Source organism: Frateuria terrea (assembly GCF_900115705.1).
GTDB classification, from domain to species: Bacteria; Pseudomonadota; Gammaproteobacteria; order Xanthomonadales; family Rhodanobacteraceae; genus Frateuria_A; species Frateuria_A terrea.
Window position 1 is genome coordinate 25,357 of sequence record NZ_FOXL01000011.1, and the last position, 13,373, is coordinate 38,729.

General features: G+C 68.5%; 18 protein-coding genes. 10 read left to right on the forward strand and 8 right to left on the reverse strand.

Annotated elements, in window-relative coordinates:
• Positions 1–205 precede the first annotated feature (205 nt).
• Positions 206–559, forward strand: a complete 354-nt coding sequence (locus BMZ38_RS16470; RefSeq protein ID WP_091340301.1) for a DUF1428 domain-containing protein — start codon at positions 206–208, stop codon at positions 557–559.
• Between the two features lie 195 nt (positions 560–754).
• On the opposite strand, the gene BMZ38_RS16475 is transcribed toward BMZ38_RS16470, so the two are convergent.
• On the reverse strand, positions 755–1,378 hold the full coding sequence (locus tag BMZ38_RS16475; RefSeq protein ID WP_245747336.1) for a TMEM175 family protein: 624 nt from the start codon (positions 1,376–1,378) through the stop codon (positions 755–757).
• A 247-nt stretch (positions 1,379–1,625) separates the two neighbouring features.
• Here BMZ38_RS16475 and BMZ38_RS16480 point away from each other — a divergent pair, with 247 nt between their 5' ends.
• The 5 genes from BMZ38_RS16480 to BMZ38_RS16500 all read left to right on the forward strand — a co-directional run bounded on the left by BMZ38_RS16480 (position 1,626) and on the right by BMZ38_RS16500 (position 4,693).
• Positions 1,626–2,081 (forward strand): SRPBCC family protein, encoded by a 456-nt coding sequence (locus tag BMZ38_RS16480; RefSeq protein ID WP_091340304.1) that lies wholly within the window; start codon positions 1,626–1,628, stop codon positions 2,079–2,081.
• A complete protein-coding gene (locus tag BMZ38_RS16485; RefSeq protein ID WP_091340306.1) occupies positions 2,078–2,425 on the forward strand; it encodes an ArsR/SmtB family transcription factor in 348 nt (115 codons plus the stop codon). The genes BMZ38_RS16480 and BMZ38_RS16485 overlap by 4 nt, the downstream gene beginning before the upstream one ends.
• 380 nt (positions 2,426–2,805) lie before the next feature.
• A complete protein-coding gene (locus BMZ38_RS16490) occupies positions 2,806–3,519 on the forward strand; it encodes a hypothetical protein (protein WP_091340309.1) in 714 nt (237 codons plus the stop codon).
• A complete protein-coding gene (locus tag BMZ38_RS16495; RefSeq protein ID WP_091340313.1) occupies positions 3,516–3,965 on the forward strand; it encodes a phage holin family protein in 450 nt (149 codons plus the stop codon). The genes BMZ38_RS16490 and BMZ38_RS16495 overlap by 4 nt, the downstream gene beginning before the upstream one ends.
• Positions 3,962–4,693, forward strand: a complete 732-nt coding sequence (locus BMZ38_RS16500) for a DUF3618 domain-containing protein (RefSeq protein ID WP_091340317.1) — start codon at positions 3,962–3,964, stop codon at positions 4,691–4,693. The genes BMZ38_RS16495 and BMZ38_RS16500 overlap by 4 nt, the downstream gene beginning before the upstream one ends.
• Before the next feature lie 215 nt (positions 4,694–4,908).
• Here BMZ38_RS16500 and BMZ38_RS16505 read toward each other — a convergent pair whose 3' ends face one another.
• Positions 4,909–6,021, reverse strand: coding sequence for a glycoside hydrolase family 18 protein (locus tag BMZ38_RS16505; RefSeq protein WP_245747337.1), 1,113 nt, complete (start codon positions 6,019–6,021; stop codon positions 4,909–4,911).
• Between the two features lie 102 nt (positions 6,022–6,123).
• On the reverse strand, positions 6,124–6,498 hold the full coding sequence (locus tag BMZ38_RS16510; RefSeq protein ID WP_245747338.1) for a carboxypeptidase-like regulatory domain-containing protein: 375 nt from the start codon (positions 6,496–6,498) through the stop codon (positions 6,124–6,126).
• Between the two features lie 218 nt (positions 6,499–6,716).
• On the opposite strand from BMZ38_RS16510, the gene BMZ38_RS16515 reads away from it, so the two are divergent.
• Positions 6,717–7,376 (forward strand): thiopurine S-methyltransferase, encoded by a 660-nt coding sequence (locus BMZ38_RS16515; RefSeq protein ID WP_091340472.1) that lies wholly within the window; start codon positions 6,717–6,719, stop codon positions 7,374–7,376.
• Between the two features lie 30 nt (positions 7,377–7,406).
• On the opposite strand, the gene BMZ38_RS16520 is transcribed toward BMZ38_RS16515, so the two are convergent.
• The 3 genes from BMZ38_RS16520 to BMZ38_RS16530 are packed head-to-tail and all read right to left on the reverse strand — an operon-like array spanning position 7,407 to position 9,229.
• Positions 7,407–7,874 (reverse strand): YybH family protein, encoded by a 468-nt coding sequence (locus BMZ38_RS16520; protein ID WP_091340327.1) that lies wholly within the window; start codon positions 7,872–7,874, stop codon positions 7,407–7,409.
• A gap of 16 nt (positions 7,875–7,890) precedes the next feature.
• The gene (locus BMZ38_RS16525; protein WP_091340331.1) at positions 7,891–8,736 is read right to left on the reverse strand and encodes a hypothetical protein; all 846 of its coding nucleotides are present in this window, start codon (positions 8,734–8,736) and stop codon (positions 7,891–7,893) included.
• 46 nt (positions 8,737–8,782) lie between these two features.
• Positions 8,783–9,229 carry an SRPBCC family protein gene (locus BMZ38_RS16530; RefSeq protein ID WP_091340334.1) on the reverse strand — a complete coding sequence of 149 codons (447 nt, stop codon included), beginning with the start codon at positions 9,227–9,229 and terminating at the stop codon, positions 8,783–8,785.
• A 334-nt stretch (positions 9,230–9,563) separates the two neighbouring features.
• Between BMZ38_RS16530 and BMZ38_RS16535 the strand changes: the two genes are divergently transcribed.
• A complete protein-coding gene (locus BMZ38_RS16535) occupies positions 9,564–10,118 on the forward strand; it encodes a hypothetical protein (protein ID WP_245747339.1) in 555 nt (184 codons plus the stop codon).
• Positions 10,119–10,192: 74 nt separating this feature from the next.
• Here the strand turns inward: BMZ38_RS16535 and BMZ38_RS16540 are convergent, their stop codons facing one another.
• Entirely contained in the window at positions 10,193–10,588 is a 396-nt protein-coding gene (locus BMZ38_RS16540; RefSeq protein WP_091340336.1) for a VOC family protein, read from the reverse strand.
• A gap of 440 nt (positions 10,589–11,028) precedes the next feature.
• Here BMZ38_RS16540 and BMZ38_RS16545 point away from each other — a divergent pair, with 440 nt between their 5' ends.
• Both BMZ38_RS16545 and BMZ38_RS16550 read left to right on the forward strand, forming a co-directional pair.
• The gene (locus BMZ38_RS16545; RefSeq protein WP_091340339.1) at positions 11,029–11,508 is read left to right on the forward strand and encodes a VOC family protein; all 480 of its coding nucleotides are present in this window, start codon (positions 11,029–11,031) and stop codon (positions 11,506–11,508) included.
• A gap of 84 nt (positions 11,509–11,592) precedes the next feature.
• Positions 11,593–12,246 (forward strand): glutathione S-transferase family protein, encoded by a 654-nt coding sequence (locus tag BMZ38_RS16550; protein WP_091340342.1) that lies wholly within the window; start codon positions 11,593–11,595, stop codon positions 12,244–12,246.
• 144 nt (positions 12,247–12,390) lie between these two features.
• Here BMZ38_RS16550 and bla read toward each other — a convergent pair whose 3' ends face one another.
• Positions 12,391–13,302, reverse strand: coding sequence for a subclass B3 metallo-beta-lactamase (gene bla, locus BMZ38_RS16555; RefSeq protein WP_091340344.1), 912 nt, complete (start codon positions 13,300–13,302; stop codon positions 12,391–12,393).
• Between the last annotated feature and the right edge of the window lie 71 nt (positions 13,303–13,373).

Consider the following 13,373-nt stretch of genomic DNA (forward strand, 5'->3'; position numbering starts at 1 on the left):
CGCACAGCTCCGGACACCGGAGAACGGCGACCGATCCGTGTGTCGATTCCCGTCGTCGCCGCTCGTCGGTGTCAGGAAGACGCCGGCCGGCGCCTTCCTCATCCACGTGCATGCGGTAGCCCCTGGAAGACTGGCATCCTGCCGCACCCGCCATCGCGGGCGGCGCAAGTCAGGCTTCTGTGGTTTGCCTTCGAAGGAGAACGCCATGGCTTACATCGACGGGTTCGTCATCGCCGTGCCCACGGCCAACAAGCAGCAGTTCATCGACCACGCCAAGCATTTCGACCAGATGTTTCTCGAGTTCGGCGCGACCCGCATCTGCGAGTGCTGGGGCGACGACGTGCCCGAGGGCAAGCTCACCGACTTCCGACGCGCCGTGCAGGCCACGGCGGAGGAGACGGTGGCCTTCTCATGGATCGAATGGCCGGACAAGGCCACCCGCGACGCCGGCATGAAGAAGATCATGGACGACCCGCGCGTTGGTCCCGACACCCCGATGCCATTCGACGGCAAGCGGATGATCTTCGGCGGCTTCGTCCCGGTCGTGTCGCTCGGCTAGACGGTCGCGTTCGCCGCGGCGGGCCAGCTGGCCCCGCCGCGGTGTTCATCCAGCGCGCTAGCCGTCCGGCTCGCGGGAGCTCCGCGTCCGCGACCCGGACGCCGGTGCCGCCGGCAAGGCGATGGCCGCCAAGAAGAACACCCGGAAGGCGATGGTGCTGAGCCGGCTGCCGGTGATCGACGCGGGCCGCGGCGCCTATGGCGTGGCGCCGCGGTCGCCGAGCGCGCCCTCGATCCGCCGGTCGGGCACCAGCCACATCACGGCGACCGCCGCGTACAGCGCCTGCGCGATCCAGGCAGCCCAGAGGGTGGACACGATGCCCAGCGCATACACCACGGGCGACAGCTTGCCCTTCCAGTCGCTGCCGATCGCGCGCCGGAGCACGGAGGCCCCGCCCTGCAGGCCGATCAGCGTCCGCTGCAGCAGCCAATACGCCAGCGCCGCCATCAGCAGCACGACGCCGTAGGCGGCGGTGGGCGCCGCGGCGAAATGGTTTTCGCCCATCCAGGCGGTGGCGAACGGAAACAGCGAAAGCCAGAACAGCAGGTGCAGATTCGCCCACAGCGCAGCGCCGGAGACGCGGCGGCACGCCGCGAGCATGTGGTGGTGATTGTTCCAGTAGATCCCCACGTAGACGAAGCTCAGCACGTAACTGAGCAGCACCGGCAGCAGGGGTGCGAGCGCCGCCGGCGTGCTGCCGTGCGGCACCTTCAACTCCAGCACCATGATGGTGATGATGATGGCGATCACGCCGTCGCTGAAGGCTTCCAGCCGTCCCTTGCCCATCATGACTGCAGCCGTGATGTGGTCGATGCGCATGCTTCCATGCCCCAAGCATGCGCTGGCCGGCGTCGGTGCGGAAGGGTGCTGGCGTTCATCCCTGCCCTCGCAAAAGACGATCGGCGCGACTTTACCAAGAAGCCGCCGTAACGCGCCTTCGTATGCGGCATGTCCTGCGGGCGCCCCGCCGATACCCTTGCCTACGGGACACGCCCCCAAAAAGTAACCTAAAGGTTGCTTTTTTGCAGCCATCGGCCCAACCTGACATGCAACCAGGAGGTGGCATATGAACGACCGCATCGAAAAGCGCATCACGTTGAAGGCCCCGGTGTCGCGCGTATGGCGCGCCCTGACCGAGTACGAGCAGTTCGGCGCCTGGTTCCAGGTGAAGCTGCAAGCACCGTTCGAACCCGGCGAGGAAGCCGTCGGCCGCATCACCCACCCCGGCTACGAACACGTCACCTGGCGCGCGGTGGTACGGCAGATGGTGCCCGAGCGCCTGTTCTCGCTGAGCTGGCACCCGTATGCCGTGGAGGCGGACGTGGACTACTCCGACGAGCCGCAGACGCTGATCGAGTTCCGCCTCGAACCGCACGGCGGGGGCACGCTGCTGATCCTGACCGAGTCCGGCTTCGAGCGCATTCCGGCCGACCGCCGGGACGAGGCCTTCCGCATGAATGAGGGTGGCTGGACCCAGCAGATGGAAAACATCCGCCGCTACGTCGAGGAGACCGCGCCTTGATCGCGCGGGCTCGCCCGCGCCCGCCGCCGACGCCGGCGCGCGCCGCCGTAGTGTTCGCCGCGCTGGGCGATCCAACGCGGCTCGCGCTGGTCAACCGCCTCAGCGACGGCTCGCGCCGCTCCATCGCCCAGCTCAGCGCAGGCCATCCGGTGACGCGGCAGGCGATCACCAAGCACCTGCGCGTCCTCGAAGACGCACGCATCGTGCGGCAGGAGCGCGCCGGCCGCGAACGGCTGTACGCACTGGAACCGGCGCCCATCGGGGAACTGCGCCGCTACATCGACTGGGTTTCCGGCCAGTGGGACGCGCGGCTGGCCCGGCTCAAGGCGCTGGTGGAGAAGTAGCGGGCACGCTGCCCGACCGGTACGCCACTGGGGGGCTCCAGTGGAGCTGGCTTGGAAGTGCCGGAACGTACAAGCGGGTCGATCGCGCGGCGGGTGGCAAGCGCCTGCCTGCCTGCCAGGCGCCTGCCTTTTCGCACCCGCGTCCGGATCGGGGCGTGACGGAAACTCTTGCGCTTTTAGACGGGCCTGTCATCGCCAATGAGCGATCCTGTCGTACCGTCGGGCGCTCGCCGGATAGACGTCCAAACGCGCACACCCCGTTGCCCGCCGTGCGGCCAGGTGGCCGGTGTGCCCGCACGAAATTGCCCGGCATCGGGCCCGGCGGATGACCAGGACAACCCACGCAAGGCAGCGGCCGGTCCGACCCCGAGGAGGCGCAGATGAACACACCCCAGGACAGCAGCTATCGTCCGTCCGCCCGCGACAAGGCCACGGGCTCGCCGGGCCCCACGCACGCGCACGGCGGCGCCGACGATCTCGCCGACAAGGCGCGAGCCGAAGGCCAGGAACAGGTACAGCACTACCGCAACGTGGCCGCCGACAAGGTCGATACGCTTGCCGACAGCGTGAAGGCGGCGGCAGCAGAGATGCGCGACGACGACGTCGCGCAGTTGTCGGGGCAGGTGTCCGCCATGGCCCTAAGCCTGCGCCGCCTGTCCGACGGATTGCGCGAAAAGAGCGCCGACCAGATCCTGCACGACGTACGGCGCGTGGCGCGCGAGAACCCGACCTTGTTCATCGCCGGCAGCATTGCGATCGGCTTCGGCATCGCCCGTTTCGCGCGCGCCTCGGCGCCGCAGGAAACAGCCAGCGATGAGCGCTTGCCCACGAGCACGCACGCGGCACACACCCGCTGGACCGGCGACGACTCGGCCGTGCCGGGCACCACCGCGCGGCCCGCCACTGGCAATGAGACCATCGACACCACCGCACCCGATGGGCTGGCCGGTGCCGTTGCCGCCTCGCCGGGGCCGTCCGCTTCCACCGCCGACGCCATTTCCGCTCGCGCCGGGGCCGCCGCGAGCGACGCGACTGCCGGCCGAACCGACGTGCCCTCGTCCACCGAGACTTTCAGCGGGAGCAAGCAACCATGAGCAAGTCGTACGAACAACCGCAAAACTTCGACGGCCGGCCTCTGCGGGCCGTGTCCTCCACGCGCGAGGACGACAACTCCATCGGCGGTCTTCTCCGGCAACTGGCGCACGAGATCCCGATGCTGTTCACCAAAGAGCTCGCGCTGGCCAAGGCCGAGATGCGCGAGAACCTGCGTGCCACCAAGGCCGGCGTCGCAGCCGTGGCCACCGGCGGCGCGGTGATGCTGGCCGGGTTGGTGATCCTCCTGATGGCTGGCGTGTACGGCCTGGCCACCGTGCTGCCTGCGTGGCTGTCCGCGCTGATCGTCGGCGCGGCCGCCTTGATCGTGGGCTGGATCATGGTCAGCGCCGGCAAGAAGCAGTTCGAGCCCGGGTCGCTCAAGCCCGACCACACCCTCCATTCACTGCACAAGGATGCCGACGCCATCCGCGGGAGGACGCCATGAGCACCGCCGATCGTATCGAGGCCGAATCGCACAAGGATCCCGCGCGCCTGGAGCGCGAGATCGACCAGCAGCGTGCGGACATCAACCACATCGTCGATGCGCTGGAGAACAAGCTCTCGCCGGGGCAGCTGTTCGACCGCATGGTGCACTTCGGCAAAGGCAACGGGCGCGAGTTCGCGCTGAACGTGGGCAACGCGGTGAAGGCCAATCCGGTGCCGGCGCTGCTGGCCTCCGTCGGACTGCTCTGGCTCTACGCCAGCCGCAACGAGCCGGCGCCGACGCCCGGCATCGACCGCGGCGGTTGGAGCGGCGCGGACAGCGGCGATGGACAGGGCATGATGGATCGTGCACGCGAGCTGGGCGCGGAGGTCTCCGATACCGCGTCGGGCACGTGGAGCCAGGCCAGTTCCCGTGTCGCCGATGCCGCCTCGCGGATGGCCGACACCGCGCACGGAGCCCGCGATTCGCTGCTGCAGCAGAAGGACCGCGCCGTGCAGGGCTACAACCACCTGCTGCACGACAACCCGCTGGCGCTGGGTGCCATCGGCATCGCCGTCGGCGCCCTGCTCGGCGCCGCGTTGCCGGCGACCGAGCCGGAGAACCGCCTGATGGGCAAGGCCAGCGATCAGCTCGCCGACCAGGCCAGGGAGGCGGTGCACAGCGGCACCGACAAGGCGCGCGACATCGTGCAGGACATGGGCGAGCCAGGGAATCCGGTGCGCCACTGAGGTCCGTTCACTTGAGGCAGGAGATGGGTCGGGGGTCCGGTGTCGCCTTACGCCTCGCTCCGGCCCGAACCCTCCCCCGCCTGTCCGCACCCCTCTCCGGAAGGGAGGGGGCTCGGTCTTGCGGTTTGAGGGACGCTTCGACTTCGGCCTGTGGCCTAACCTCAGCGAACGGTCGATAGCGCACCTGGCCGTTGAGTCCTGGCGCGCCCGCCCGGTCAGTGCAGCCCTTCCCAGATGGCATCCACCAGCTCGCCATCGGGATCGAGGGTCTGCTCCCAGTACATCAGGCCACCGAGCTTGTGCTTTTTCACGTAGGCGGTCTTCGCCTTGATCGAGCGCGGGTCGTCGTAGGTGATGAAGGCACGCGTGTCCGGGTTCCACAGCCAGGGCGCGCGGGCCTTCGCGTCCCAGTGGCGCACGAAGCCGGCGTGGCCGAGGTAGTCGCGCTTGAGCAGCGGCCACGGGTGCTCGCCCTGGTAGAGGCCATAGGGCTGGTAGAGACCGTCGTGAGCCGCCTGCACGTCGTCGAACTCGCGTCCATAGAACGCGACGCCGAGCAGCAACTTGCCCGCCGGCACGCCGGCGGCGCGGAACTGGCGGACCGCGCCATCCCCGCTGCGTGCATCGCCCGGTGCCAGGCGCGAGCGGTACAGCCCGGTATGGTGGCCGGTGGCGGGCGTCATGCGGTTGACGAAGTCGTAGGTCATCAGGTTGAACCAATCCACCAGCGGCGCCACCGCGGCGATGTCGATGCCATCCACGAAGGGGCCGTCGGCCACGGCGATGCTGATCGCGTAGTGCCGGCCGACCTTCTTCGACTCGGCGTCGAGCGCCTTGCGCAGTGCCTTCAGCAGCAGGGTGAAGTTGGCGCGGTCGGCCGGGCTGGACGCGATGCCCGATTCGCTGTGGCCGGGATATTCCCAGTCCACGTCCAGTCCGTCGGCTCCGCGCGAGGCGACCAGGCCTGCCGCGCTCTGCGCGAAGGCTTCGCGGCCGTCGGCGCTCGCGGCCGCCTCGGAGAAGCCGCCCGCGGTCCAGCCGCCGACCGCGATCATCACCTTGAGCGACGGCTTGGTCCGCTTGAGCGCCAGGACGCGCTCGAGTCGCGGCTCCGCCTTGGCGGCCACGACGACCCGTCCCTGCTCCAGGTGCGCAAAGGCGAAGATAAGTGTGTCGATCCGATCGAGCGTGCGCGCGTCGGTGGCGTTCCAGTCGCTGGCGTAACCCACCACGCGGTAGTGCCCTGCCCTGGCGGCGGCAGCCGTGGCGGCGAGCAGGCAGGCGAGCAGGCAGGCGAGCAGGACGAGGGCATGCTTGGGTAACGCCATGGCAAGGGTTCCTCGATGGCCGCGGGCCAGCATGCCATGCCTTGCTTGGCCGATGGACGAAGGATGCGCAAGGCCGCCGATGGGCGGCCTCCGCGTTTCACCTCAACCTTCGCGTTTTTCACAGTGGTCGTCTGGACAACCGAAATCCACTTCCGCGCCGCGACCCACCTTGAGGCCGATGTTCGACCGGGTATCGACCGCCTTGCCGTCCTTCTCCAGCGTGACCGTATAAGTCCCCAGCGGCAGGCGGTCGACGGAGTAGTGGCCGTTGTCCTTGACCGTGGTACGCCGGTGCGTGCCCGAGGTCACTCCCTTGACGGTGACGGTCTGGCCGGCCGGTGCCCAGCCGAAGATGGCGCCGCCGGTTTCCTGGGCCCGCGCGGTCGTCGGTCCGAGCGCGGCAAACAGGCCTGCGGCAGCCATCACAGCCAGCACCCGGCCACGGGCGACGACACCGAAATACTTCTCCTCGTTCATTGCAGTTCTCTCCTTGGCTTGCGTTGAGTGCGACGGTCACGGTGGAAATGCCGGTCCATGCCGTCGATCTGCAGGATAAGAGCAAAAAGCACGCGCCGCCCCAGCCCCAGCGCTTGCGCGCGACGGGCACGCTGGTACCTTCCATGGCCCAGCCTGATCGCTCGGCGTACCGCAAGCTGGGCAGCCGCACCGGTTGCTGCCGCCAGAGGACCCGCACCATGGACGCAAGCTACTGGCTCGAATGCTGGCGCGAAGGCCGCACCGGCTTCCATCGTGCGGAGGTCATGCCGCTGCTGGAGAAGCACTGGCCGGCACTGCGCCTGCCCCGCGGCACCCGTGTACTGGTGCCATTGGCCGGCAAGACGCTGGACATGGCCTGGCTCGCCGCACAGGGGCTGCGCGTGCTCGGCGTGGAGCTGTCGCCACTGGCGGTGCAGGCGTTCTTCGACGAGCACGGGCTCGAACCCAGGCGCCACGTGTCGGCCTGTGGCGAGCACTACGTGGCAGGCGACATCGAAATGATCCAGGGCAACGTGTTCGACCTCGACGACGCCACCCTCGCCGGTTGCATGGGCATCTACGACCGCGCCGCGCTGATCGCGCTGCCGCCAGCGATGCGCAGGCAATACGTCCGATCCGTCTACGCGCGCCTGCCGGCGGCGTGCCGCGGCCTGCTGATCACGCTCGACTATCCTGCCGGCGACATGGAGGGCCCGCCGTTCACGGTGCCGCGGGCCGAGGTCGAGCGGTTGTTCGCATCCGGCTGGCGCATCGCGACACTGGAGCATCGGGACATCCTGGCCGAGCAGCCGGGGCTGGCCGCGCGCGGCCTGAGCGCGCTGGCGACCGACGTGTACCGGCTCGATCGCCGCGCGTGAGGCGCGCCACGGCGCCTCACGCGCGGACGCTCAGCTGGTGTGATCCAGGATGATCTTCCAGCCCGCGGCGGTCTTTTCCCACAGCAGTGAATAGACGCCGTCATCCTGCGCGGCCTCGCCGTGCGCGCTTCGGTCGAGGTGGAAGCGCCCGGTGACCACCGCATAGCGCACCTTGCCGTCCGTGCCGGGCAACAACCGCACCTCGACGTCCGAGAAGGTCAGCCGCCCCATCTGCGCGCGGGTGGCGTAGTGCCGGCGATAGCTTTCCAGGATCGCCCGGTAGCCCTTGCGCACCGTGCTGCCGACGAAGGTGGTGTCCGGCGCATCCTTGTAGGTCTGCATGAACGTGCCTACCTCGCCGCGATTCCAGGCCGCCTGTTGCGCGGCCATGGCCTGGCGGATCGCGGCGGCGTCATCGGTCGCCGCCATCGCGTGCGGTGGCCCTGCGAGCAGCACCAGCAGCAATGCGAACGCCGTTGCCCAACGTGGACTCTTCATCGAAACCTCCGCGACTTCATGGGACCACTGCGTCGAATACCACCGCCCGGTCGGGCGCCAGCGGTCCATCCGCGCGCAGCCAGGTTTCGCCGGCAACGATACGGCTGCACGGGCCAAAGGTGCACAGCCGGATCGGCCGCCGAATTGCCTGCGCGTGCAATGCGTCCAGCACCCCACGCAACAGGTTCCCTCCGAACGGGGTGTAGAGGAAGAACAGCGTGCCCTCGGACAGGTCGGCATCGCGCGCGTCTGCGGCGACGAAATGCACGCCGTCCAGGCCGAGCGCGCGCGCTGCGCGCCGTGCGCAAGCGACATAGGCCGGCTGCCATTCCACGCCGACCGCACGTGCGCCGGTACAGAGCGCCGCCAGCATCGGCACGTGGCCCAGCCCGGAGCCCAGGTCGACCAGCACGTCCCGGGGACCGAGCGCGGAGCGTGCGAGCATGTCCAGCACGTGCCGCGCCGGGGTCGGCTGGTAGAACACCATCTCGGGCGCGAGCGGCAGCAGCTCGGTGCCGGGGTCGTCCAGTTGCAAAACGCCGGCGACCAGTTCGTCCAGCGCGTCGTAGCCCTCGCCCTCGATGGCGCGCGCGGTCGCGGCCCGTTCCTGCCGCCAGCGCTCGAAGAGCACCTGGCCTTGCCCAGCGCGGACCACCGCGCGAAGGCGCCGGTGCAGCCTGCCATCGGCACATTCCAGCCGCGAGCGTAGCGCCGGCGCAACGGCGCCTGCCGCCAGTTGCGGCCAGGCGCTCTCGATCCATTCGAGCGCTTCGGCGCGCGCGCGCCATTGTTCCGGCGCATCGAGTGCGCTGTCGCGGTCCAAGCGGGCGAGCCTGGCACGGATGTCGTTCGCGAGGGTCATCGACGCAGCATGGCATCGGTCGCCACGGTGCGCGAGGGCCACTTCCTCAGTCGGGAATCTCCGCTTCGACCAGCTTGGCCAGCAGTACCAGCGATTCCTGCCAGCCCAGGTAGCAGGCCTCGGTCGGGATCATGGCGGGGATGCCCTCCTGCACCACCGTCAACTCCGTGCCGCAGGAGACCTTCGCCAGCGTGACGGTGGTGACCATCTCGCCGGGCAGGTTGGGGTCGTCGAAGGTATCGGTGTAGCGGAGCCGCTCGCCCGGTTGCAGTTCGAGGTAGCTGCCGCCGAAGGCATGGCTCCTGCCCGACGAGAAGTTGGTGAACGACATCCGGAAACCGCCGCCCACCCTCGCATCCAAGTGGTGGACCTTGGCGGTGAATCCGTTCGGCGGCAGCCACTTGGCCAGGGCTTCCGGATCGACGAACGCACGGTAGAGGCGCTCGGGGGTCGTGCGCAGGACACGGTGCAGGTTGACGGTACCCATGTTCATTTCCTCGATCGGGCGAAGGTTCCGGCTCCTCCCGGTGTGAAGAGGAACCATGGTCCCGACGTTGGCGGGCACCCGCTTTCGACAGACCGGCGAGCGCACTCTATACAGATTGTCTGCCGACTTCGTTACCGCCGCCGGCCATGCTGCGCGCAAATTGCGAGGCAACCTGCGCCGGCCGGCTGCCTGTCAGCGAGTCGATCGAGGCGCCGGCCATTTTCCAGGCCCGCAGGAAACGCTTTCCCCTAACCTGCGTTTGATCCTGCGATAACCGGCCGGAGCGCAGGCTCCCGCCGGGAAGACGGGGTGACTGCGCCAGTCGCTGCGGGAGGCCATCATGCCCACTTCGATCACCCCGCTTGTCTTTGCCACCACGCTGCTCGCCGCCGGTACGGCGCTCGCAGCCCACCCCAACAAGGCGAGCGACGCCAAGCTCATCGCCAGCGCCATGCGCGCCGCCCCCGCCGCCGTCGGCCGGCATGCGACCATCATGGCCATGCAGCCGGACGGCAGCATGCGTACCCTGCGCCAGGGCACCAACGGCTTCACCTGCATTCCGGACGCCCCCTCCACGCCCGGCCAGGACCCGATGTGTGCCGACAAGTCGGCCATGGCGTGGATACACGCCTGGGCTACCCATGCCACACCGCCTTCCGGCCAGGTCGGATTGATGTACATGCTCGAAGGCGGCACCGATGCGAGCAATACCGATCCCTACGCCAGAACACCGCAGGGCAAGCACTGGATCAAGACCGGTCCGCATCTGATGGTGGTCGGCGCCGATACGGCGTTCTACGACCAGTACCCCAAGCTCGCCGACCCGCAGACCGACGCGCCCTACGTGATGTGGGCAGGCACGCCCTACCAGCATCTGATGGCGCCGATCCGGTAGCACCCGGCTGATTGAAAAAAGGCCGGCATCGCCGGCCTTTTTTTCTTCGCGAACGATCGATTCCGCGGCCAGGCTCAGTCCCCGGGCCGGCGTGCGTAGCTGACGGTCAGCATTTCCCAGACATGCCCATCCGGCTCGCTCCAGTACACGCCCCTGCCGCCCATCTGCGACTTGATCTGCATGTCGACCGATCCGAGCGGCGTGCTGCGGTAGGCGATGCCCTTGGCCTGCAGACGGGCAAGGATGGCATCGAACCTGGCCTCGTCGACCTCGAAGCAGTAATGCTGCGCGGCGAACGGTTCGCCGAACTGGCCCATGTCCAGCGTGAGTTCGTCGTTCACGTAGACCGGGCAGAACGGGCCTGCGCCCGCCTGCTCGGACCAGGGCACGTCGAGGATCTCCGCGAGCAACCTGGCCGCGGCCTTCCTGTCGCGCGACGGGACGATGATGTGATCGAGGCGGATGGTCATGCTGCCTTCCCCTGGTTGGGCGGGTGTTGCCGCGCGAGGCCGGGCCCCGTCGGCGTACTGAGAGTATGCATCAGCGACAGCGGCGCTGAATGCCTCCCACTGCGGCCGCTCGGATAGGCCGCAACCCATGCCCGCCGCTGACGGGGCCGGATATCCTTCGACGGGGGCACGCCTGCGGATCGCCGAGCGGCCGTCGTGGCGTCGAAGACGCCCGGGCGATTCGACCGCACATGCTTGCGCGAGGTACCGCTACGTGCGCAATAAACCCTGTTGGACGCCCCCAGATCGTGCCGGTCCGCTCCTCCCCGCCCTTAGCAGCAGAGTGTGCTCTCATCGCCTCCCCGATCGCGCTGCTCCAGCGGCGACGCCCTGTCGATCTGCGCCCCTGCCATCCGTCGAAGGATGAAAGCAGCCCCGCCACCCCAGCCAGGAGAACCCGCATGACCAGCAAGAACACAGTCTGCCTTTGGTACGACGGCACCGCCCTGGACGCCGCGACATTCTACGCCAGGACCTTCCCGGACAGTTCCGTGGGCGCCGTCCACCGTGCGCCCGGCGACTACCCCGCGGGCAAGCAGGGCGACATCCTGATGGTCGAGTTCACGGTCATGGGCATCCCCTGCCTGGGCCTGAACGGCGGCCCCGGTGTCCAGCATGCCGAGGCGTTCTCGTTCCAGGTGGCGACGGACGACCAGGCCGAAACCGACCGGCTCTGGAACGCGATCATCGACGGCGGCGGCCAGGCCAGCGCCTGCGGCTGGTGCAAGGACCGGTGGGGACTGTCATGGCAGATCACCCCACGCGTCCTGATGGACGCCGTCACCGGCGCCGATCGCGCCGCGGCCAAGCGCGTGTTCGACGCGATGATGGACATGACCAGGATCGACGTCGCCGCGATCGAGGCCGCCCAGCGCGGATGATTCCGTGCCCGCCGGCCATGCGGCGGCACCGCGAGCCCGCCGCGCGACCTGGCGCCCGTTTTCCCTCCCATGCAGGACTTGTCCATGATCCCCACCATCACCGCCTTTGAACACTCGCCCGATCGCGGCCAGGGACTCGCGCGCGACATGCGCGTCCGCTGGGCGCTGGAGGAAGTGGGCCAGCCCTACGAGGTTCGCCTAGTTTCGTTCAAGGCCATGAAGGAGCCCGCACACCGGGCGCTCCATCCGTTCGGGCAGATTCCGACCTATGAGGAAGGCGACCTGGTGCTGTTCGAGTCGGGCGCCATCGTGCTCCACCTGGCCCAGCATCATGCCGGCCTGTTGCCGGACGACGAGAACGGCCGGGCGCGGGCGATCGCATGGATGTTTGCCGCGCTCAACACGGTCGAGGCTCCGATCCTCGAACTGCAGACCGCCAAGTTCCAGGAGGGCGACAAGCCCTGGGCCGAGCAGCGCCTGCCGCTCATCAGGGAGCGCATCCGCCAACGGCTGGGCGACCTTTCGATCCGGCTCGGCGACGCCGAATGGCTCGATGGCGCGTTCAGCGCCGGCGACCTGATGATGATCGGCGTATTGCTCCGGCTGAAAGCATCCGGCATCGTGAACGAGTATCCGAACATCGCCGCCTATCTGGCCCGCGGCGAAGCGCGGCCCGCCTACAAGCGCGCATTCGCTGCGCAACTGGCGGTGTTCACGAGCCAGGCCACCAGCGGTTGATCAAGATCGCTCCGGCCATCGATCGAGGCGATCGATGGCCGGAACGGGCGGACCGTGTGGCGGCCGTTTTTTCCCGGAAAGGACCGGGCCACGGGCCTCCGATAAACCCCTGCAAACGGTCGTCATCGATGAAGGGCCAGCCAGCTAGGGTTGCGTGGCCGTCTTCGCCTTCTCCCTGGCCAGGGTGGCATCCAGCTTGATGGTGGCTGCCGTGGCATAGGCCCGGCAGCCATCGGCATCGACCAGCGGCATGCCGCCCGCGTCCGCTTTGCGCTGCGCGACTTTTTCCCAGAAACCGCTTGCGTCGGGATGCGGGGTCAGCAGGATGTCGCAAGGCAGCGCAGCCACGGTCGCGATCGACTGGCGGAAAGCCTCCACGCGCTCCGGATGATCGCTGTAGCGGAAGCTGGCCGATCCCAGGGCCGTAAGGCTGTCCGCATAGACCATGTGCAGGCAGCGCCCTGCACTGCACGAGATCCAGGTCCACGACGTGCTGCCGGGCGTATGGCCGGGCGTGTAGTGCGCGGTGATCGCCACGTCGCCCAGCCGAAGGGTTTCGCCGTCACCTACTGGCCTGACGTGCGCGACCGGCGGATAGGCAGGGGCCAGGCCGTACTGCGGATCGGCCGGGTCGGCTCCGCCAAGCGCCAGCGCACGCGCGCCCTCGGCGCTCGCGATCACCTGCGCCCCGCTGTCGCGCTGCAAGGCGGCGATACCGCCGGCATGGTCTGCGTGTGCGTGCGAATTGAGGATCCACTTGACGTCCCGCACGTGGAACCCGAGCGCGCGTATGTTCGCCTCGATGAGCGGCGCGGATGCCGGCAGGCCGCCGTCGAAGAGCGCCAGCCCCTTGCCTGTGTCGACGACCAGCGAAGACAGCCCATACGGACCCACGTACCAGGTATTGCCGTAGATGCGGAAAGGCTTCCGCGGCACATTCCATTCCTGACGGGAGATGCCATGGGATTTTCCGGGCGGCTGCGCCGCGCGGGTCGCCGTCGGTCCCAGGATCAAGCCGAAGATCGCCGCAAGGCCAAGCGGAAGGCGTAAGAACATGGGAGGGCTCCGTGAGGGAGTGGGCAGTATGGTCTGCATGCCTGGCACGCGGCCGTCCGAATGCTGTCGTT

Coding starts and splice junctions, on each gene's coding strand:
- BMZ38_RS16470 (WP_091340301.1), top strand. CDS start 206: ATGGCTTACATCGACGGGTTCGTCATCGCCGTGCCCACGGCCAACAAG.
- BMZ38_RS16475 (WP_245747336.1), bottom strand. CDS start 1,378: ATGCGCATCGACCACATCACGGCTGCAGTCATGATGGGCAAGGGACGG.
- BMZ38_RS16480 (WP_091340304.1), top strand. CDS start 1,626: ATGAACGACCGCATCGAAAAGCGCATCACGTTGAAGGCCCCGGTGTCG.
- BMZ38_RS16490 (WP_091340309.1), top strand. CDS start 2,806: ATGAACACACCCCAGGACAGCAGCTATCGTCCGTCCGCCCGCGACAAG.
- BMZ38_RS16495 (WP_091340313.1), top strand. CDS start 3,516: ATGAGCAAGTCGTACGAACAACCGCAAAACTTCGACGGCCGGCCTCTG.
- BMZ38_RS16500 (WP_091340317.1), top strand. CDS start 3,962: ATGAGCACCGCCGATCGTATCGAGGCCGAATCGCACAAGGATCCCGCG.
- BMZ38_RS16505 (WP_245747337.1), bottom strand. CDS start 6,021: ATGGCGTTACCCAAGCATGCCCTCGTCCTGCTCGCCTGCCTGCTCGCC.
- BMZ38_RS16510 (WP_245747338.1), bottom strand. CDS start 6,498: ATGAACGAGGAGAAGTATTTCGGTGTCGTCGCCCGTGGCCGGGTGCTG.
- BMZ38_RS16515 (WP_091340472.1), top strand. CDS start 6,717: ATGGACGCAAGCTACTGGCTCGAATGCTGGCGCGAAGGCCGCACCGGC.
- BMZ38_RS16520 (WP_091340327.1), bottom strand. CDS start 7,874: ATGAAGAGTCCACGTTGGGCAACGGCGTTCGCATTGCTGCTGGTGCTG.
- BMZ38_RS16525 (WP_091340331.1), bottom strand. CDS start 8,736: ATGACCCTCGCGAACGACATCCGTGCCAGGCTCGCCCGCTTGGACCGC.
- BMZ38_RS16530 (WP_091340334.1), bottom strand. CDS start 9,229: ATGAACATGGGTACCGTCAACCTGCACCGTGTCCTGCGCACGACCCCC.
- BMZ38_RS16535 (WP_245747339.1), top strand. CDS start 9,564: ATGCCCACTTCGATCACCCCGCTTGTCTTTGCCACCACGCTGCTCGCC.
- BMZ38_RS16540 (WP_091340336.1), bottom strand. CDS start 10,588: ATGACCATCCGCCTCGATCACATCATCGTCCCGTCGCGCGACAGGAAG.
- BMZ38_RS16545 (WP_091340339.1), top strand. CDS start 11,029: ATGACCAGCAAGAACACAGTCTGCCTTTGGTACGACGGCACCGCCCTG.
- BMZ38_RS16550 (WP_091340342.1), top strand. CDS start 11,593: ATGATCCCCACCATCACCGCCTTTGAACACTCGCCCGATCGCGGCCAG.
- bla (WP_091340344.1), bottom strand. CDS start 13,302: ATGTTCTTACGCCTTCCGCTTGGCCTTGCGGCGATCTTCGGCTTGATC.